This is a genomic window from bacterium, assembly GCA_004322275.1.
Taxonomy (GTDB): domain Bacteria; phylum Desulfobacterota; class Deferrisomatia; order Deferrisomatales; family BM512; genus SCTA01.
Genome location: SCTA01000022.1, coordinates 52,579 through 70,371, shown reverse-complemented (window position 1 = coordinate 70,371; position 17,793 = coordinate 52,579). Strand labels below are relative to the sequence as shown.

Sequence of the window (17,793 nt, the reverse complement as noted above, 5' to 3'; positions counted from 1 at the left end):
ATGGTACCGGCCACCGGACGGGAAGGCGGTAAATATATGCGTTCCATCTGGAAAATCGCCATTTGCTCGGGCATTATCCTCTCGCTTGCCGCTTGCGGCAAAAAGGGTCCAGCGCCAGCGGCCCCAGGGGCCGAGGTCAAACCCGGTCTCTCGCTGAGCTCGATGCTGGAGGGTGTAATACCCAAGGACGCGAGCGCCACGGGCGAAAAATTCGTCTACAACCCGACAGTCCTTCGGGACCCCTTCAAGCCCTATATAAAGGTCCAGTCGAAAAAGAAGGGCGCCAACAGCGTGCCTAAAGCCTTTGTCGCCAAGACCCCGCTGCAGAAGTTCCGGCTTGACGAACTCAAGCTTGTCGGCATCGTCTGGGCGCTGGACAACAAGGCCAAAGCGCTCATTCAGGATCCGAAGGGCAAGGGCTACTACATCGGCGTCGGAAACTACGCAGGTGACCGTGGCGGGAAGATTACCGCCATAAAGCCCGACAGCATCGTGATCGAGGAAATATGGGTCGATCCCCTCGGCGAGGAAGAAACCAAAGTAATAACTTTAACGTTGCACAAATCCGATAATGAGGTGAACCCATGACCGGAAGGCAATGGGAAAAGAGCTTGGTCGCGAGAGCGGGAAGCGTCGGCCTTCTATGCGGCTGGCTCGCTTTGTCCGTTTTCGCCAATGGTTGCGCCACGGCCGGCGCCTCTGGCGCGGGCTCGACTTCGGTAAAGGCGTCAGCCCCCGCCGTGATAGCCGCCGCGCCGCCGGCGGAGCTCCTGCAGAAAAAAACAGTCGTCAGCAGGATGGAGCTCATCGGCGAGGAAAATTCCGTCCGCGTCCGCTTCGGCGGAGACGGCGCGGTGGATTACAGCCTTTCCCGGACCGGCTCCCCGGACGAGATCGTCCTTGACCTAAAGGGCGCCCGCTTCGAGGGTCTTTCCGGCGTAAACGAGATAGACGACGGCGTAATTCGGTCGGTAACCTTCGGCGAAGAGGGCAAAGTCTCCGTAAAGCTTGCGGCCGCCTCCGATTACTCGGTCCAGAAAACCGAAAACGGAGTCGATCTGGTCATTGTTCCGAGAGGAGAAAAGGCTACGGAAAAACCCCTCGCCAAAGCCCCTGCGGTGGAAGGCAAGGACAAGCCCGTCCTCGAAATCTCGACAAACTCGTTCGTATGCAACCTCGGCTCCGACGCCAGGGGCATCAGCTCCTTTCTCCTTAGCGACGGGATGCGCCTCGTCATAGACCTTGAAGGCGTCGCCCTCGGCGGCGGCGAAGTCGTCAGGGAGTACGAAGAGGGGCCGATAGCCCGCGTCGTCATGCGCTCCGGCGAGTCCGGCGTCCGGGCGGTTGTCGAAGCCCGCAGCAGGATTGTCTTCTCCGACTACAAAATCTCGCAGGTGCCCTGCGGCTTTGCAATCAAGCTCGATCACAGCGAAGAGACGGCCTCCATATCCGTCGCCGCCGCGCAGGTCAGCGAAACTCCCGCCTCCGCCGCTCCGGCGAAAACACCCGCCGCTCCGGCCGCGAAGCCCGCCGAGAATATGAGCGGTCTGGCCGAGGTGGTGGATTTCGGCTTCCATCAGGACGCCCAGCGCAGCTACGTAGACCTCTCCACCTCGAAACCCGTGGCCCACGAAGTAAGGGAAGCCACCGGGACGCGGGTGGTCATGGACCTTCTCAGGACCAGCCTCACCAGCAAATTCCAGCGCGCCCTCGACACCTCGGCCTTCAACGGCCCGGTGAAGATAATTGCGGCATACCAGCGCGGGGCCGACACCAGAGTCATCGTCGATCTGAAAAACGCCGCTCCCTTCAACGTAGAAAAGAAAGACAGCGCCCTCAGCATAGCCTTTGAAGGCGGTTCAAGCCAGCCAGAGGCGGTCGCCGAGACTCCCGGGACGGAGCGGATCATCCTCGAAAGGAACGGCGAAACGGCCGTACCCGCGGATATGGCAGCCCCCACCCAGAGCGGCACTGTAATGGTAGATCCCAAGGGGCCGGTCGTGCGACCCGTTTCGGGGCCCGTCGGGCCCAACGGGCAAAAGAAAGGCTACACCGGCAGCAGGATATCGATGGATTTCGTCGATGCCGACATCCGCAACGTCCTTCGGCTCATCGGCGAAGTCGCCGGGATAAACATGGTTACCGGCAGCGAAGTCAGCGGCAGCATAACCATACGCCTCATCGACGTCCCCTGGGACCAGGCCCTTGACGTCATCCTCAAGGCCAAGAACCTCGACAAGGACCTTGACGGCAACATAATGCGCATCGTCAGCGCCGAGAAGATAGCCAACGAGCGCAACCAGCAAATTTTGGCGATTGAAGCGGCGAAAAAACTGGAAAAGAGCTCGACTCCCCTTGCCAGCGAGATTTTCCCCGTCAATTACGCTTTGGCCAAAGAGGTTCTCGACAAGCTCAAAACCGTTCTTTCCGACCGTGGCAGCGCCGTCGTCGACGAACGCACCAATACCATTCTGGTCCGCGACCTTCCCGAAAATATCGAGATCGCCCGCGAGCTGGTGGCAAGGCTTGACACACCCACTCCCCAGGTGCTCATCGAAGCGCGCATAGTAGAGGTCGAATCCAACTACAGCGAAGATCTCGGCATACAGTGGGGCGGCGAATACAAGGCCGACGCCGCTCACGGAAACTCAACCGGATTCGGCTTCCCCAATTCGATCGGCGTCAAAGGCGCCACCGGCGCGGAAAACTTTATAGTCAACCTCCCGGTGGGCGTAGGAACGGCGGGTTCGGCCGGCGGCGCGTTCGCCCTCAGCATGGGCCACATTAACGACGTTCTCAGCCTCGACCTTCGCATCGCGGCCCTCGAAACCTCCGGCAAGGGCAGGATAGTCAGCTCGCCGAGGGTTACGACTCTGGACAACAAGGTCGCCGAGATCAGCCAGGGTCTGTCAATCCCCTTCAACGTCGTGTCCGGCGAGGAAACCAGCATCAAGACGATGGATTACCTCCTCCTGTTGAAGGTGACTCCGCACGTCACCTCCGACGCCTCCATAATGCTGAAGATGGAGATTAAAAAGGACGACGTCTCTTCGATAACCGCCTCCGACGGCACCCCCGGCAAGCAGACGCGCACCGCGAACACCGAGGTGCTGGTCAAGGACGGCGAGACCGCGGTAATAGGCGGAATAATCACCGACTCCACCCGCGAGACCGTTTCGGGAATTCCGTGGTTCCAGAAAATCCCCTTTGTCGGCTGGCTCTTCAAGTCAAAGCAGAACAAGACCTCGAAGACTGAACTTATTATCTTCATAACGCCCAAGATTGTACAAATGGAGCAGGCCGCGAGCCTTTAAGTATAAGTGCTGAATTTCAGAACCGCAGGAGAGTCCCACGGGCCGGGCCTTGTAATACTCGTAGAGAATCTTCCGGCAGGGCTCCCCGTCGACAAGGAAAAGATCGACGCCGAGCTCGCCAGAAGACAAAGAGGTTACGGGCGCGGCGGACGGATGGCGATTGAAACCGACAAGGCCGAGATAATCGCGGGCATCAGGTGGGGCAAGACAACCGGCGCGCCGGTGGCGATGATCATAAAAAACCGCGATTTCGACAACTGGCGCGAGGCGATGAGTTACGATGGGCGCCACGAAAACTCCATAGCCGCCCTGACCGAGGTGAGACCGGGCCACGCGGATCTCTCCGGAGCCCTGAAGTACGGCCACACCGACGCCAGAAACGTACTTGAAAGATCGAGCGCCAGGGAAACCGCCGCAAGGGTAGCCGCCGGGGCGCTGGCTAAAGCCCTCCTCGAGTTCTTTGAAATCAAAACAGGCTCATTCGTAACCTCCATCGGGCGGATCGAGGCCGGGTGGAGCGAGCCGGAGATGGCCGCCCATCACCTGGCCGCGGAAAGCTCGGTTCTCCGGATGGCCGACCCCTCCGCCGAAAAAGAGGCCATAGCCGAAATAGACGGAGCGAAAAGCCGGGGAGACACCGTCGGCGGAACCTTCATCTGTTTTTCCACCGGGCTTCCGGTAGGTCTCGGCAGCCACGTAAGCTGGGATCAGAGAATCGAGGGGCGCATAGGAATGGCGATGCTCTCGATACCGGCGATAAAGGCAGTGGAATTCGGCATCGGTTTTGAAAACGGGCGTCTTCCGGGCTCAAGCGTGCACGACGAAATAGTTCCGGGCGGCGCCGGCGACACAAGACGCGGCATGGTTCGCAGAAAGACCAATCGCGCCGGAGGCATCGAAGGCGGGATGACGAACGGCGAGACCCTCTGGCTCCGGGCGGCGATGAAGCCGATTCCGACGCTGATGAAGCCGCTTCGCACCGTCGATCTTCTCACCGGGCAGCCGGTTCTCGCCTCCAGGGAAAGAAGCGACGTCTGCGCCGTGCCCGCCGCTTCCGTAGTTGGCGAGGCGATGCTGGCGATGGAGCTCGCAAAAGCTTTTTCGCTGAAGTTCGGCGGCGACTGTGTCGATGAAATGGGAAGAAACTTCTCCTCGTATCTCGACGAACTGGGGAGACGTTGGAAAAAAGATTGATCCTTACCGGCTTCATGGGGGTCGGAAAATCCTCCGTAGCAAAGAGGGTCGCCCAAAAGCTCTCCTGGAGTCCGCTGGACCTTGACGAATTTGTAGTTACCCGTCAGGGCCGTTCGATAGCAGGTATATTTGAAACAGAAGGCGAAGAGGCTTTTCGCCGGATGGAGACCGAGGCGCTCAAAGAAGCACTGAGGCGGGAAAAGGTCGTGATAGCCGCCGGGGGAGGAATCTTACTCCGGGAAGTCAACCGGGAGCTTCTCAGAAACGAGGTCGTGGTAAACCTTAGCGCCTCTTTTGAAGAGCTCGAAAGAAGGGTAAAAAACTCCAGAACCGAAAGGCCGCTCGCAAAAGGGCCGTCCGGGGAGTTCAGAAAAAGATTCGACGAGCGAAAGCCGCTCTACGACGCCGTTGAGAGACAGGTTGACACCGAAGGCAAATCGCCGGCTGAGATAGCCGAAGAGATAATTTCGCGTTTCCTGGGTGAAGATATGGAGAAACCCGGTTGAAAACCGTTGAAGTCAATCTCGAAGACCGGTCTTACCGGGTAGTCGTAGGCAGAGGGCTTCTGGGCCGTCTCGACAGCATCGGGGAGTTTGCCGAGTGCGTCTGCGGCAGACAGGTACTCGCGGTAAGCGACAAAACGGTTTATGACCTCTACGGCAAGACCCTCGAAAAATGCATGCGGCCCGCGATGGCCGATTTTCTGGGCTGGTCGATCTTTGAACCTGGCGAAGAGCATAAAACGGTCGCCACCCTCGTTTCCGTCTGGGACGATCTCGTCAGCTCCGGCATGGACCGCAAGGGCGTCATCGTAGCCCTCGGCGGCGGAGTCGTCGGTGACGTTGCCGGATTCGCCGCCGCGACCTACCTGCGCGGAGTCGATTTCATCCAGATTCCGACTACCCTCCTTGCGATGGTAGATTCGAGCGTAGGCGGAAAAACCGGGGTGGACCATCCTCTCGGCAAAAACCTGCTTGGAGCGTTTCACCAGCCCCGGGCGGTTCTGGCGGATCTAGACCTCCTCTCCACCCTCCCGAGACGGGAAGTGCTGGGCGGGCTGGCCGAGGTGATAAAGGCGGCCATACTGGCCGATGAGTGGCTCTTTTCCCTTCTGGAAGCCAGAGGGCCGGGAATTATCGACGACCCCGAGCTGCTGGAAGAGGTCGTCGCGAAAGCGGTCTCCATAAAGGCGGGGATAGTCGCCGTCGATGAGAAGGAAGGCGGGCCAAGGGCGCTTTTGAACCTCGGCCACACCTTCGGCCACGCCGTTGAGGTCAGCGCCGGTTACGGCAGGTACATTCACGGCGAAGCGGTGGCGATGGGAATAGATTTCTCCGCCAGGCTCGCCGAAGCAGTGGGCGCGGCCGACCCAAAGAGCATCAAGAGGATACAAAAGCTCATATCCTCCTGGGGATACCCCAAAAAGCCCGGGGGAATAACCCCCGAAGAGATAAAAACGGCGCTGGTCCACGACAAGAAAAACGCCGGAGGAGTTCCAAGGTGGGTGCTTCCGGTAGAGATCGGGAGAGCCCGCTGGGGGTGCAAGGTAAGCGAGGAAATCATCGACGCCCTCCTCAAAGAGGGTCTTGATAGCTGAAGTGGTAACGGCAAAACCATTAAAAGCCTGTCGATCGGGCTTCAGGAGCGAGGGAACCATGCACGTTCGTCGCGCGATAATTATGATGACAGTACTTTCACTCGGGCTCTTCCTCTGCGGTTGCGGCATGTTTGAAGGCTATGAGGCCGGCGCCGTGCTACAGGTCGTCAGCAATCCGGGGACCACGGTCACGGTCACGGTCGATTCCGTGAGCGGCAACGAGTTGAATCTGACCCTTCGCAACTACCCCCGCAAGGGAGTAGGGGAACAGTCGCTCGACGTCATAGTAACCAGCGTCAAAGTGCAACTGGTGGATCTGGAAGGCACTGCCTACCCTGTGGTGACATACCCCGGCAATATGCGAATTTCGCCAAACGGTGAGGCGGATATCACTCTTTTCGGCGTAGTGCCCTTTGCGATAATCGAAGCGATCCAGGCTGACCCCGGAACTCTGGATGTTTTCGGCAATTTCAGGGCTGACATGGTCATTACCGCCAAGGAAGTAGACATTAACGGCAATTTTGGAGACTCGCTTTCCGTCTCCGACAGCGCGGCCGTTGTCGTGCTGTTTGAATGAACAGTAAAAGCACCCGGAGGTGCAACATGAAGAGAAAGATTTTCGGCAGAATATCCACGCTGACCGCCTTAGCGCTTATAGCCGCTGCGGTTTTATTCCTGGCCGCCTGCGGCCAGAGGTCTTCCAATTCAAAGAGTTTAAGCGGAGGCGAAAACCCCAACCCGGTTGTAACTGGCCCCCTCAATATCGTTCTGACGACCTCCAGTTCAACTGCCGTCGTAAGCGGCTCCAGCGGCGCGGGGATACTTCTGGACGCCTATGTAACGGCAGGCGGCGCCCCCAAGACGAATCTCACAACCGCAGGCGAAGACGCCCAGTTCACCTTCTCCCTCGGCATAGGCAGCATCGTCGGCGTGACGAACCTCAACAACGGCCACTATACCGCCAAGCTGACCTCGGAAGTTATAGGAACATCGACGGTTACCGCGGTAGTCGGGAATTACAGCTCCGATTCGGCTCCAGTTGCCTTCACAGCGGGGCCTGTCAATTCTATTTCCATACTTGCGAGCAAGTCGACGGTCGCTCCTGACGGCATCGACAAAAGCGAGCTGACGATTACCCTGAAGGACAGCTTCGGCAACAACACCGACGGGACCGTCACGGTCGCCTCCGACCTCGTTGGAAGCACCATAACCCCTCCGGGAGCTATCGCCACCTCCAACGGCGTAGCCACCGTGGATTTCAAGTCTACGGTTTCGGACGTTGCGCACATTACCGCCACGGTGACGAGCGTAACGCCGAACATAACTTCAAACCCCCCCGTCAGCATAGCCGTCTACACCTCCTATCTGGGAGTTCCCGACCATATCGACGCCGTCGTCGAACCGCCTGAAATCTCGGTCAAGGAGACCGGCGGCATCAGCGTTTCAAAAATCACCATAAGCATCTACGATTACCTCAACAACCTCATCGACGACTCGCAGGTTCTCAACAACGTCAAGGTCACCATACTGCAGGGGCCGAACGGCGGCGAGAACATTCAGGGCAACATCATAAATCAGCCCGTTTACCTGACTTCGCACGGCGGCGTGCTGGAATTTGCCCTTTCAGCGGGAAGATACCCCGGTGCCGTGACGATTGAAGCCGAAGTCCTGCTGGACGCCGAAGGCAAAACGCTGAGCCCCACGGTCAAGCAGACCATTCCCCTGGTCTACATCCGCTCGGGCCCTCCCTTCAGCCTTGTGCTGCAAAGGGAAAACGGGATAATCGACAACAATAACGGCACGCTGACCCACAACTATCTGGGGCTCGTCTCCGACAAGTGGGGCAACGACATCACCGACGGCACGGGCGTCTACTTCGGCCAGATCGTCAACATCCTCCTGTACAAGAAAAAAGGCACCGTCTCCGCCGACGGCACCACCTTCACCTACGCCGGCATCGGCGATGTGCTCAAGGAAGGCGACACCGTCGTAATAACCGACATGATCACGGCGCTTCGGGGCGGTTTCATCGTAAGCTCCGTAACGGATAGCAACACCGTCGTATTCGCTTCTCCCGTATCGACCAAGGAGATCAAGGCCGGCGCACCGGATGCAATAGACCTGGTCAACGCCGACGGCAGCATAGACGTGGAGTTCTACGCGGGCAATAACGACAGGGGCGGCGTTTTCCAGGGCAATCTCGGCGGCGGTATGAGTACCACAACCGATGGCATAGCTTTCGGCGGAAACACTTATCCCGGCGAAAGCGACAACTGTTCCGTCGACGAATTTGGCGCCCCCGTCAGAAGCGCCCATGTGAATCAGGAAGTGGCGATATGGGCGGGCACCGAGGATGAAACGGTCTACGACGCCCTCAACAATCCCATAAAGATCAGGGGCATCGGCGACGCCGAGATATTCAGGCTTTCCTGGGTAGCGCCTACAAAACTGGGATTTCTGGGGCCCGCTGAAGGTCTGATCGCCGGGATTCCCTACGATTACAGCGTTTACGTCTCCGATTCGGCGATCCCGACCGGGTACCCGATACCCTTCCTGCCGGTCGGCGTTTCGGTCAGCGGCGGCGAATTGTGGTGGGCCGGATCGGGCGAAACCTCAGCCACCCTCGTTACTGATTGCGAAGGCAAGATCTATTTTTCCTACGCGATTTCAGCGGCCGAGGCGCAGGTAGCCGTAGGCGCCGGCGGAACCATAACGGTTGTCAAGGTCAAGCAATAGAAAAAATAGCTGTAAATCTTCTGGAGATTCAAAGCGACGCCGGAGACCCCCGGCGTCGCTGCCATTAGGGTCAGGCCCTGCGGAGACAACCTTGAAAATACTCGTCATTCACGGCCCGAATCTAAACCTCCTGGGAACGCGTGAACCCGAAATTTACGGGAAGACGACTCTCGACGACATAAATTCCGCCCTCAGTAATCTCGCCTCCTCTCTGGGCGTCGAAACAGCCTTCTTCCAGTCCAACTCGGAGGGGGCGCTGATAGACAGGGTTCAGGAGGCGCGCGGGGCCATCGACGGCATAGTGATAAATCCCGGCGGCTACACCCACACCTCCGTCGCCCTGCGCGACGCGCTCGCCGGTTCCGGCATACCCTTTGTCGAAGCGCACATCTCAAACGTCCACGCCCGCGAACCGTTCCGCAAAACCTCCTACTTTTCCGACGTGGCCGTCGGGGTAGTGGCGGGGCTCGGCGTCGAAAGCTACCTTTCGGCGCTGCGCGGGCTAGTGGCGCACCTTCGGAAGTAACAGGCGAATTTTTTGTCCGAACTCTCCTCCTACCATGAGAACGGGTTAAAAAAGGCGAGGGAAACGGGACTCGAACTCGGTCTCGACGCCCTGCTCGTAAGCGACCTTCCCAACGTGCGCCGGCTCTGCGGCTTCACCGGCTCGAACGGGCTTTTGTTAATCGACGCCGGAGAGGCTGTTCTTTTCACGGATTCCCGCTATACTCTGCAGGCCGGGGAAGAAACTCACGGCGTTACCGTCGCCGAGGAAAAAGACCTCCTTCTCGCCGCTCTGGCCAGGGCGAAAACGCTGGGAGCGAAGAGAATCGGCTTCGAGGGCGACGACCTCACCTTCGGGAGCTGGCTTCGCCTTTCGGAGTCCGGGGGCGGCCTCGAACTGGTGGACTTAAAAAGCAGGATTTCGCTCATCCGCGCCGTCAAGAGCCCCTTCGAGCTTGAGAAGATGAGGGAGGCCTCGGCGCTTTCGGAGGAGGCTTTTCTCGCAACAACTCCGCTCCTTCGTCCGGGGAAAAGCGAGCGGGAAGCGGCGAGAAGCTATTTGATGGAGGTCGTCAAGAGGGGCGCCGCCCCGGCTTTCGACACGATAGTCGCGGGAGGCCCGAGAGGGGCGCTTCCCCACGCGAAGCCGGGAGAGAGAACCTTTGAAAACGGCGACTTGGTCGTTTTCGATTTCGGTGTATTGCTCGACGGTTTTTGTTCCGACGAGACGGTCACCGCCTGCATCGGCAAAATCGAAGGCGAAGCGCGTCTGGTCTATGAAACAGTTGCAAAAGCGCAGATTGGGGCGTTAAATTCAATAAGGGCGGGAATTTCTCTCGCGGATATTGATAAGGCGGCCCGCGCCACGATAGAAGAGGCCGGATACGGCGGCTTTTTCGGCCACGGCACAGGCCACGGAATAGGTTTTATGGTGCATGAGACGCCTTCGGTTTCGCCCCGTTCGGAGGGAGTGGCCGAAGCTGGCATGACTTTCACCGTGGAGCCCGGCGTCTATCTGCCCGGCAGGTTCGGCGTGAGGCTTGAAGACACGATTGTGGTGACCCAGGACGGGTTTGATTACATTACAAGGCTCAGCAAGGAGCCCGGCGCGTATTCCTGAAATTAATTTCACCGAGGTAAGAGCCAGATGAAGAAGATTCCGGATAATCTCCTGTATCATCCCGAACACGCCTGGGCGCGCGTCGAGGGCGATATCTGCACGGTCGGAATCACCGATTTCGCCCAGGATGAACTTGGTGAGATTATTTTCGTAGACCTACCCGCAGTGGGAAAGATCGTAAAGACCGGCAAGCCCTTCGGCACCGTCGAATCGGCCAAATCCGTCTCCGATCTCTTCAGCCCGGTTGACGGAGAGGTAATCGAGTTCAACGCGGCTCTGCCCGACGCTCCGGAAAAGATAAACGATGACCCCTACGGGGAGGGATGGATGATAAAGGTCAGGCTGTCGGCGAAGCCGGACACGAAAATACTGCTGTCCGCTCACGACTACAAAATACTGATTGAAGCGGTCTGACTCCAAGCGCCATGGCAGCGATAGACAAGAGCAAAATAGAAAAAAGGGCGGTCCAGTACATCCAGAAGGGGGCGTACCGGAAAGCCGCGACCGAATATGAGCAGATTGTCGCCGCCGACCCGAAGGACATGAGGGCGCAGGCGAAGCTTCTCGATCTCTACCTCCGGCTCGGGAAAAAAGAAGATGCTCTCGACAAATGCCGGATCGTCGCCAATTTTTACGTCGCGCAGGGGTTTGTCCCCAGGGCCATAGCCGAGTGGAAGAAGACCGCGAGGCTCGACCAGGACAACCCCGAGATCTACAAAAACCTCGGCGAGCTGTACATCAAGCAAAAACTCGTGGGCGACGCCCTCGGGGTCTTCCAGAGGGCGGTGGCGCTCTACCGCAAGGCCGGGAAGACGGACGAGGCGGGGTCGATGCTCCGCCGCATGGAAGAACTGGCCCCCAAGAACCCCTCCATCAAGCTTCTCCTCGCCGAGCACGATCTGATAAGCGGAAACATCCCCGAATTCGCCGCCCACCTCGATGCCGCCATCGGTCAGCTCAAAGAGGTGGGGCGCGGGGCAAAGCTCCTCGGCTCGCTGGAAACCCTTTACAAAAAATACGAGCGCCCCGAGATCATAAGGCCGCTGGCCGAGCTTTACGTCAACATGGGGCAGCACGAAAAGGCCCTTGAGTTCATCAGGGAAGGGCTGGGAAAGCTCCCCGGAGACCACGGCCTTCGCCTCGACGCGATAAGCGCCCACATAGCGCTGGGCAACACCGACGAAGCCAGAAGAATGGCCCACGAGCTCTATGAAGAGAGTCCGAACGACATCTTCATAATGGAGCAGCTTGCTCATTTCGCCGAGCAGAAGGGCGAGATAGAAGAGCAGGCGGCCTGGTACCAGAGGCTGGCGCACTCCTGCAAGGAACAGGGGCAGGAGGTCAAAGCCGGGCAGTACGAGCGCAAGGCCCAGGAGATACTCCCGAAAGAGAGCGAGGACTCCTTCTCCTTCGAGGGCGGCGAGCTCGACATGGTGCTGGACACCCTTGTCATTCCGGAGAAGGAAACCGAGTCTCCCGCCTGGGCCGCTCCGGTCGAAGAGGTGGATATCGCCGACGGAGTAAAGGAGGCGGATCTCTACCTCAAATACGGCCTCGAAGACAAGGCGCGCCAGAAACTTCTGGAGTTGTCCAACATAAGCCCCGAAAACCTTGAGGTCCACCAGAAACTGCGCGACCTCTACCACCGCCAGAACGATACCGGCGCCTGGATTCGCGAGCAGGTGACCATCGCCGAAATATTCAAGGACGAAGGCCATCTGCAGGAAGCCAGAGGCGTTTACCACGCGATTCTGGAGGAAGATCCCGGGAACAGGCTGGCGGCGGATGCTCTCGAAAAGCTGCGGCCCACGCAGCCCGCTCCTCCGAAACTCGCCACGGCTACGGGAAAGGGAATATTTCAGGAGGTCATCGACGAGGTGGATGGACTGGCGGCCAGCGACAGGGTCGGCGAGGCCGTCGAAACCCTTCTCCGCCTCCGGGAGCAGTTCCCCGATTCTCTGGAGATCGCCAACAGGCTTGAAAAATTCGGCTGGCAGGACCTTGAGGACCTGGTCGGAGGCTTTCGCGACAGCGATATCGCCACCCAGACCGAACTGGGCGAGCTGGAATACGACATCGCCTCCGGCATCGCCGGTTTCGAGGATGTAGAGATCTCCGAACTGGACGACATCGTCAAGGAATTCAAGGCGGGAGTTTCCGAGAAGCTCGACGCCGACGATTTCGAGACCCACTACGATCTCGGCGTCGCCTACAAGGAGATGGGGCTCCTCGACGAGGCTCTCTACGAATTCCAGCAGGCTTCCCGCGGCTCCGAGAAGGCGAAAGACGCCTACGCTTCGATGGCGATGATCTACCGCGATACGGGGCAACTGCAGGAGGCCCGCTCGGCGCTTAACCTCGCCCTCTCGGCGGCGACCAAGAGCAGGGAGGACCGCGCGGCGGTGCTCTACGAGCTCGGCGCGGTCTGCGAAGAGCTGAAGGAATACCGCGACGCTTTCGCCTGCTTCAAACAGGCTGCGGCCCTCAGCCCCGGACTTCGCGATGTCGCGGAGCGTCTCGAAGCACTCAAGTCAACCCTGGCGGACTAGTGTACAATCTTCTCGGCCTTCGCGGCGATCCTTTCGCCGGAGGATTCGACCCGAGACTCTACCGCGAAACAGCCGGGCGAAAAGCTCTCCTCGAAGAAGGAGCTAACCACCTTCGGGAACGCAAAAATATCTGGATACGCGGTCAGGAAGGTTCGGGCAGGGGCTGGTTCATCCAAAAGCTCCTCGGCGCGGCTGCGGACGCAACCACGCCCCTTCTCTTTGCAAAAGGAGAACTTCCCGGCGAAACCCTCCCATTTTTCGCCTCCCTCTATTACAGCGCCTCCTTTGAAAAAGTCTCCGGCGATCTTCCCTCGACGGCGGAAAAACTCTACACGAAGCTTCTTCGGCGCTTCTGGCAGGGCGGCACGGTAATCGTGGTCCCCGGAACCTCGCCGCTTCGGGGCGAAGGAGCGTTAAGAGAGGTCTCGCACCTGGCCTCGGCGCGCATAAAGGGCGCTCCCCTCTGCTGTTTCGTCCTCTGCGGAGAGGGCTCTTCTCCGTTCACGGATTTTAAAGAGATCCCGCTTTCGCCCTTTTCACCGGAAGAATTGTACAATTGCCTCCGCCACAGGCTTGAGACCTTCGGCAACCGCGAAGCGATACCCGGACCGGCGCTTGAGGCGATCTGCGAAGAGGCCAAAGGCGTGGGCCGCTCTATGGAACTGGCCTCGGCTTGCCTTGGCCGCCTCCTTTTCGACCGGAGGGAGCCGCGGCGGGAAGAAGCGGCGGTCGGCCCTCAAAAAGAAGTCCTGCCCCAGGAGCAGGTGGCGGAAATAAGCCGCCTGCTGAGCGCGATTTCCTCCTGAAAATCCATAAACCGATTCGTTTTTGACTGGGGCGCGGCGCGGTGTTAGCATTAGCTGTTTTCAGGGCCGCGCGTGCGGCAAATCGTTAAAATTTACGGCGAAGCGCCTTTCACCGGGCAAAACCCGGGAGTGAAATAATGATAGGAACGATAGTCAAAAAGATCTTCGGCACCCGCAACGAAAGGGAGCTGAAGCGCTACGGCGAGATCGTGGGAAAGGTCAACGGGTTTAGCCCGTCGATCGAGGCTCTCTCCGACGACGGTCTTCGGGAAAAGACCCTTGAATTCAAGAGCCGCCTCCGGAAGGGGGAGACCCTCGACGACATATTGCCCGAGGCCTTCGCCGTAGTCCGCGAGGGCTCGAAGCGCACCCTCGGCATGCGCCACTTCGACTGTCAGATAATCGGCGGCCTGGTCCTCCACGAGGGAAGGATAGCCGAGATGAAGACCGGCGAGGGAAAGACCCTGGTCGCCACCCTTCCGGTCTACCTGAACGCCCTCACCGGCAAGGGAGTGCACGTAGTAACCGTAAACGATTACCTCGCGCGCAGAGACGCTGAGTGGATGGGTGCGGTCTACCGCTTTCTCGGCCTCTCGGTGGGAGTAATCCTCCACGGCCTCAGCGACGCGGAGCGCAGGGCTTCCTACGCCGCCGACGTGGTTTACGGCACCAACAACGAATTCGGCTTCGACTACCTGCGCGACAACATGAAGTTCCGGCTGGAGGAGTACGCCCAGAGGGGCTTTTATTTCGCCATAGTGGACGAAGTTGACTCGATTCTCATCGACGAGGCCAGAACCCCCCTCATCATCTCCGGCCCTTCGGAAGAATCCACCGACAAGTACTACGTAATCAACAAGCTCATCCCCCACCTGAAGCAGTCGGTCGAAGAGGACAAAAAAGACGGCGATTTCACCGTTGACGAAAAGGACAAGGCCGTCGCGCTAACCGAGGCGGGCGTCGAGAAGGTGGAAAAGATTCTCAAAATCCAGAACCTCTACGACCCGAAGAACATAGAGATACTCCACCACGTCAATCAGGCCCTTAAGGCCCACAACCTCTTCCACAGGGACGTGGACTACGTCGTCGATAACGGCGAGGTAATGATCGTGGACGAATTCACCGGACGCCTCATGCCCGGCAGGCGCTGGAGCGACGGCCTCCATCAGGCGGTGGAAGCCAAGGAGGGGGTGAAAATAGCGAGCGAGAACCAGACTCTGGCCTCCGTCACCTTCCAGAACTTTTTCCGCATGTACGAAAAACTCGCGGGCATGACCGGCACCGCCGAGACCGAGGCTACCGAATTCAACGAGACCTACGGCCTCGAAGTAATCGTCATTCCCACGAATCAGCAGATGATCCGCGCCGACAACGCCGACGTCATCTACATGACTAAAAAGGAAAAGTACGAGGCGGTCATCAAGGAGATTATGGCCCTTCACGAAAAGGGGCAGCCGGTGCTGGTGGGCACCATCTCCATCGAGGATTCCGAGCGGATAGCCCTCATGCTGAAAAAGAAGGGCGTCCGCCACCATGTGCTCAACGCCAAGTACCACGAAAAAGAGGCCGAGATAATTTCGCAGGCGGGCCGGAAGAACGCGGTGACGATTTCGACCAACATGGCGGGCAGGGGCACCGACATAATGCTGGGCGGCAACCCGGTATTCATGGCCAAGGCGGAGGCGGGGCCGGACGCCGGGCCGGAGGCGCTGAAGGAAGCCGTCAAAAAATATCAGGCCCAGTGTCAGGCCGAGCGCGAAGAGGTTCTGAAGGCGGGCGGCCTTCACATTCTCGGCACCGAGCGCCACGAGTCGCGGCGCATCGACAACCAGCTTCGCGGCAGGTCCGGCAGACAGGGCGACCCCGGCTCCAGCAGGTTCTACCTCAGCCTCGAAGACGACCTTATGAGAATCTTCGGCTCCGAGAGGATCAGCGGCTTTCTCTCCAAACTCGGCCTGAAGGAGGGAGAGGACATCCAGCACCCCTGGATAAGCAAGGCGATAGAGAACGCGCAAAAGAAGGTCGAGGGCCACAACTACGACATCAGAAAGCACCTCCTCGAATACGACGACGTGATGAACCGCCAGCGCGAGGCCATCTACTCGTGGCGGCGCGAGGTGCTCGGCTCGGAGGACCTGGTTACCCACATCAAGGAGATAGCCGGAGCCATAGCCGAGGATATCATCGAAGCCAGATGCCCTCCGAAGGAGGATCCGGGCAAATGGGACATCCCCGGGCTGAAAGAGGCCTTCTTCAAGCAGTTCAACATGCTTCTCGAAGAGGAAGACATCGAGCTTTGCGCCCTCAAGGATCAGCTTTCGGACTGCCTCGTGGACCGCGCTCTGGCGAAATACGACGAGAAGATCGCCGAATTCGGCCCCCACGCGGCGCAGCTGCAAAGGTATATACTGTTAAACAACATCGATTCCGGGTGGAAGGATCACCTTCTGGCGATTGACCATCTCAAATCCGGCATCGGGCTTCGCAGCTACGCTCAGGAAAACCCCCTCACGGTCTACAAGCGCGAGGGGTACCAGATGTTTCTGGACATGCGGGCCAGAACCGAGGAGATATCCATCGAGCAGCTCTTCCGCATCCAGATAGCGGACAGGGAAGAGGAGGAGAAAACCGCGCAGGAAGGCGGCGAAGCCCCCTCTCTTTCGCTTGACGAGCCCTCTTCGGGAGGCGCGGGCAAGCTCAAGGCCTCCGACGTGATGAAGACGGGACGAAACGATCCCTGCCCCTGCGGCAGCGGCAAGAAGTATAAAAAATGTTGCGGAAGGAGCGCCTCTTTCGAATGATTCCGAAGGGCTTTGAATTTTCCGCCGTGATGGCGGGAATAAAATACAAGGACAGGCTGGACGTGGGGCTCGTCCTGTGCGAGGCCCCTGCGGCCGCCGCCGGTGTCTTCACCAGAAACACCGTGGTCGCGGCCCCGGTGGTGGTGTCGCGGGAACGCGTGAAAAGCGGCTTTTGCCGCGCCATTCTGGTCAACGCGGGGAACGCCAACGCCTGTACGGGGAAGCAGGGCTACGAGGACACCCTTCGCACCACCGCGACGATGGCCAAAACCCTTGGAATCTCCCCCGAGGAGATTCTGGTCTGCTCCACCGGCGTCATCGGCGCGCCCCTCCCCGTCGAGACGATGGAGAGGGCGATGCCGGGGCTGGCGGAGGCGCTGGCGGGCGATATAGCCCCCTTCGCGAAATCCATAATGACCACCGACCTCGTAGAGAAGGTCTCCTCCCGCCGGGTTAAGATCGGCGGCGTGGATGTCGTCGTCACCGGGGCGGCCAAGGGCTCGGGCATGATAAAGCCGGACATGGCGACGATGCTCGGCTTTGTCGTCACCGACGCGAAGGTATCCCCGAAGACCCTTCAGGAGGTGCTTTCCGGGGCGGCGGAGCTCAGCTTCAACCGGATAACGGTGGACGGCGACACCTCCACCAACGATACCCTGCTGATGCTGGCCAGCGGACTTTCCGGCGCTCCCGCCGTCGAATCTTCTCCCGAGGCGATGAAGACTTTCTCCAAAGCCGTTGAGGAGGTCTGCCGCGACCTTGCCCGGATGATCGTGCGCGACGGCGAGGGGGCGACAAAGCTGGTGGACATAACCGTCACGGGCGCGGCGGACGACAGGGCGGCAAAGGCGATAGCCTTCACCATCGCCGAGAGCCCCCTTGTAAAGACCGCCCTCCACGGCGAAGACCCCAACTGGGGAAGGATCGCCGCGGCGCTCGGGCGAAGCGGCCACTTCAAGGGCGGGGAGTTCGGCATAACCGTGGGGGACGTCCCGATAGTAAAGGCCGGCGCCTGGCTGGGAACCGAGGCCGAGAAGGCCGCCAGAGAGATTATGCAGGGAAACGAATTCGGGATAACGGTGGAAATCTTCGAGGGCGAGGGGCGGGCGACCGTCACCACCTGTGATTTTTCAGCCGGTTACATAAGCATAAACGCAAATTACAGATCATAA

The 17,793-nt window shown here is 59.2% G+C and carries 14 protein-coding genes; all 14 read left to right on the top strand.

From position 1 onward, the window contains the following. The 14 genes from EPN96_07240 to argJ all read left to right on the top strand — a co-directional run bounded on the left by EPN96_07240 (position 1) and on the right by argJ (position 17,793). On the top strand, positions 1-588 hold the full coding sequence (locus tag EPN96_07240; protein TAL16965.1) for a hypothetical protein: 588 nt from the start codon (positions 1-3) through the stop codon (positions 586-588). Continuing rightward, positions 585-3,314 carry a type IV pilus secretin family protein gene (locus EPN96_07235; protein ID TAL16964.1) on the top strand — a complete coding sequence of 910 codons (2,730 nt, stop codon included), beginning with the start codon at positions 585-587 and terminating at the stop codon, positions 3,312-3,314. Before EPN96_07240 ends, EPN96_07235 begins: the two co-directional genes overlap by 4 nt. Before the next feature lie 9 nt (positions 3,315-3,323). Next, positions 3,324-4,508, top strand: a complete 1,185-nt coding sequence (locus EPN96_07230; protein ID TAL17020.1) for a chorismate synthase — start codon at positions 3,324-3,326, stop codon at positions 4,506-4,508. Continuing rightward, the gene (locus EPN96_07225; protein ID TAL16963.1) at positions 4,493-5,014 is read left to right on the top strand and encodes a shikimate kinase; all 522 of its coding nucleotides are present in this window, start codon (positions 4,493-4,495) and stop codon (positions 5,012-5,014) included. Before EPN96_07230 ends, EPN96_07225 begins: the two co-directional genes overlap by 16 nt. Beyond that, entirely contained in the window at positions 5,011-6,105 is a 1,095-nt protein-coding gene (aroB, locus tag EPN96_07220) for a 3-dehydroquinate synthase (GenBank protein ID TAL16962.1), read from the top strand. Before EPN96_07225 ends, aroB begins: the two co-directional genes overlap by 4 nt. A gap of 58 nt (positions 6,106-6,163) precedes the next feature. Next, positions 6,164-6,682, top strand: coding sequence for a hypothetical protein (locus EPN96_07215; GenBank protein ID TAL16961.1), 519 nt, complete (start codon positions 6,164-6,166; stop codon positions 6,680-6,682). Between the two features lie 26 nt (positions 6,683-6,708). After that, positions 6,709-8,841 (top strand): hypothetical protein, encoded by a 2,133-nt coding sequence (locus EPN96_07210; GenBank protein TAL16960.1) that lies wholly within the window; start codon positions 6,709-6,711, stop codon positions 8,839-8,841. A gap of 91 nt (positions 8,842-8,932) precedes the next feature. Then, a complete protein-coding gene (aroQ, locus tag EPN96_07205; GenBank protein TAL16959.1) occupies positions 8,933-9,367 on the top strand; it encodes a type II 3-dehydroquinate dehydratase in 435 nt (144 codons plus the stop codon). 12 nt (positions 9,368-9,379) lie between these two features. Beyond that, entirely contained in the window at positions 9,380-10,465 is a 1,086-nt protein-coding gene (locus tag EPN96_07200; protein ID TAL16958.1) for an aminopeptidase P family protein, read from the top strand. Positions 10,466-10,492: 27 nt separating this feature from the next. Beyond that, a complete protein-coding gene (gene gcvH / locus EPN96_07195; GenBank protein ID TAL16957.1) occupies positions 10,493-10,879 on the top strand; it encodes a glycine cleavage system protein GcvH in 387 nt (128 codons plus the stop codon). A gap of 11 nt (positions 10,880-10,890) precedes the next feature. Beyond that, positions 10,891-13,014, top strand: a complete 2,124-nt coding sequence (locus tag EPN96_07190) for a tetratricopeptide repeat protein (GenBank protein TAL16956.1) — start codon at positions 10,891-10,893, stop codon at positions 13,012-13,014. Then, entirely contained in the window at positions 13,014-13,820 is an 807-nt protein-coding gene (locus EPN96_07185; protein ID TAL16955.1) for a hypothetical protein, read from the top strand. The genes EPN96_07190 and EPN96_07185 overlap by 1 nt, the downstream gene beginning before the upstream one ends. A 137-nt stretch (positions 13,821-13,957) precedes the next feature. Then, complete coding sequence (gene secA, locus EPN96_07180) at positions 13,958-16,621, top strand: preprotein translocase subunit SecA (protein ID TAL16954.1); 2,664 nt, start codon at positions 13,958-13,960, stop codon at positions 16,619-16,621. Then, a complete protein-coding gene (gene argJ, locus EPN96_07175) occupies positions 16,618-17,793 on the top strand; it encodes a bifunctional glutamate N-acetyltransferase/amino-acid acetyltransferase ArgJ (GenBank protein ID TAL16953.1) in 1,176 nt (391 codons plus the stop codon). The genes secA and argJ overlap by 4 nt, the downstream gene beginning before the upstream one ends.

Coding starts and splice junctions, on each gene's coding strand:
- EPN96_07235 (TAL16964.1), top strand. CDS start 585: ATGACCGGAAGGCAATGGGAAAAGAGCTTGGTCGCGAGAGCGGGAAGC.
- gcvH (TAL16957.1), top strand. CDS start 10,493: ATGAAGAAGATTCCGGATAATCTCCTGTATCATCCCGAACACGCCTGG.
- EPN96_07210 (TAL16960.1), top strand. CDS start 6,709: ATGAAGAGAAAGATTTTCGGCAGAATATCCACGCTGACCGCCTTAGCG.
- EPN96_07215 (TAL16961.1), top strand. CDS start 6,164: ATGCACGTTCGTCGCGCGATAATTATGATGACAGTACTTTCACTCGGG.
- secA (TAL16954.1), top strand. CDS start 13,958: ATGATAGGAACGATAGTCAAAAAGATCTTCGGCACCCGCAACGAAAGG.
- EPN96_07190 (TAL16956.1), top strand. CDS start 10,891: ATGGCAGCGATAGACAAGAGCAAAATAGAAAAAAGGGCGGTCCAGTAC.
- argJ (TAL16953.1), top strand. CDS start 16,618: ATGATTCCGAAGGGCTTTGAATTTTCCGCCGTGATGGCGGGAATAAAA.
- EPN96_07240 (TAL16965.1), top strand. CDS start 1: ATGGTACCGGCCACCGGACGGGAAGGCGGTAAATATATGCGTTCCATC.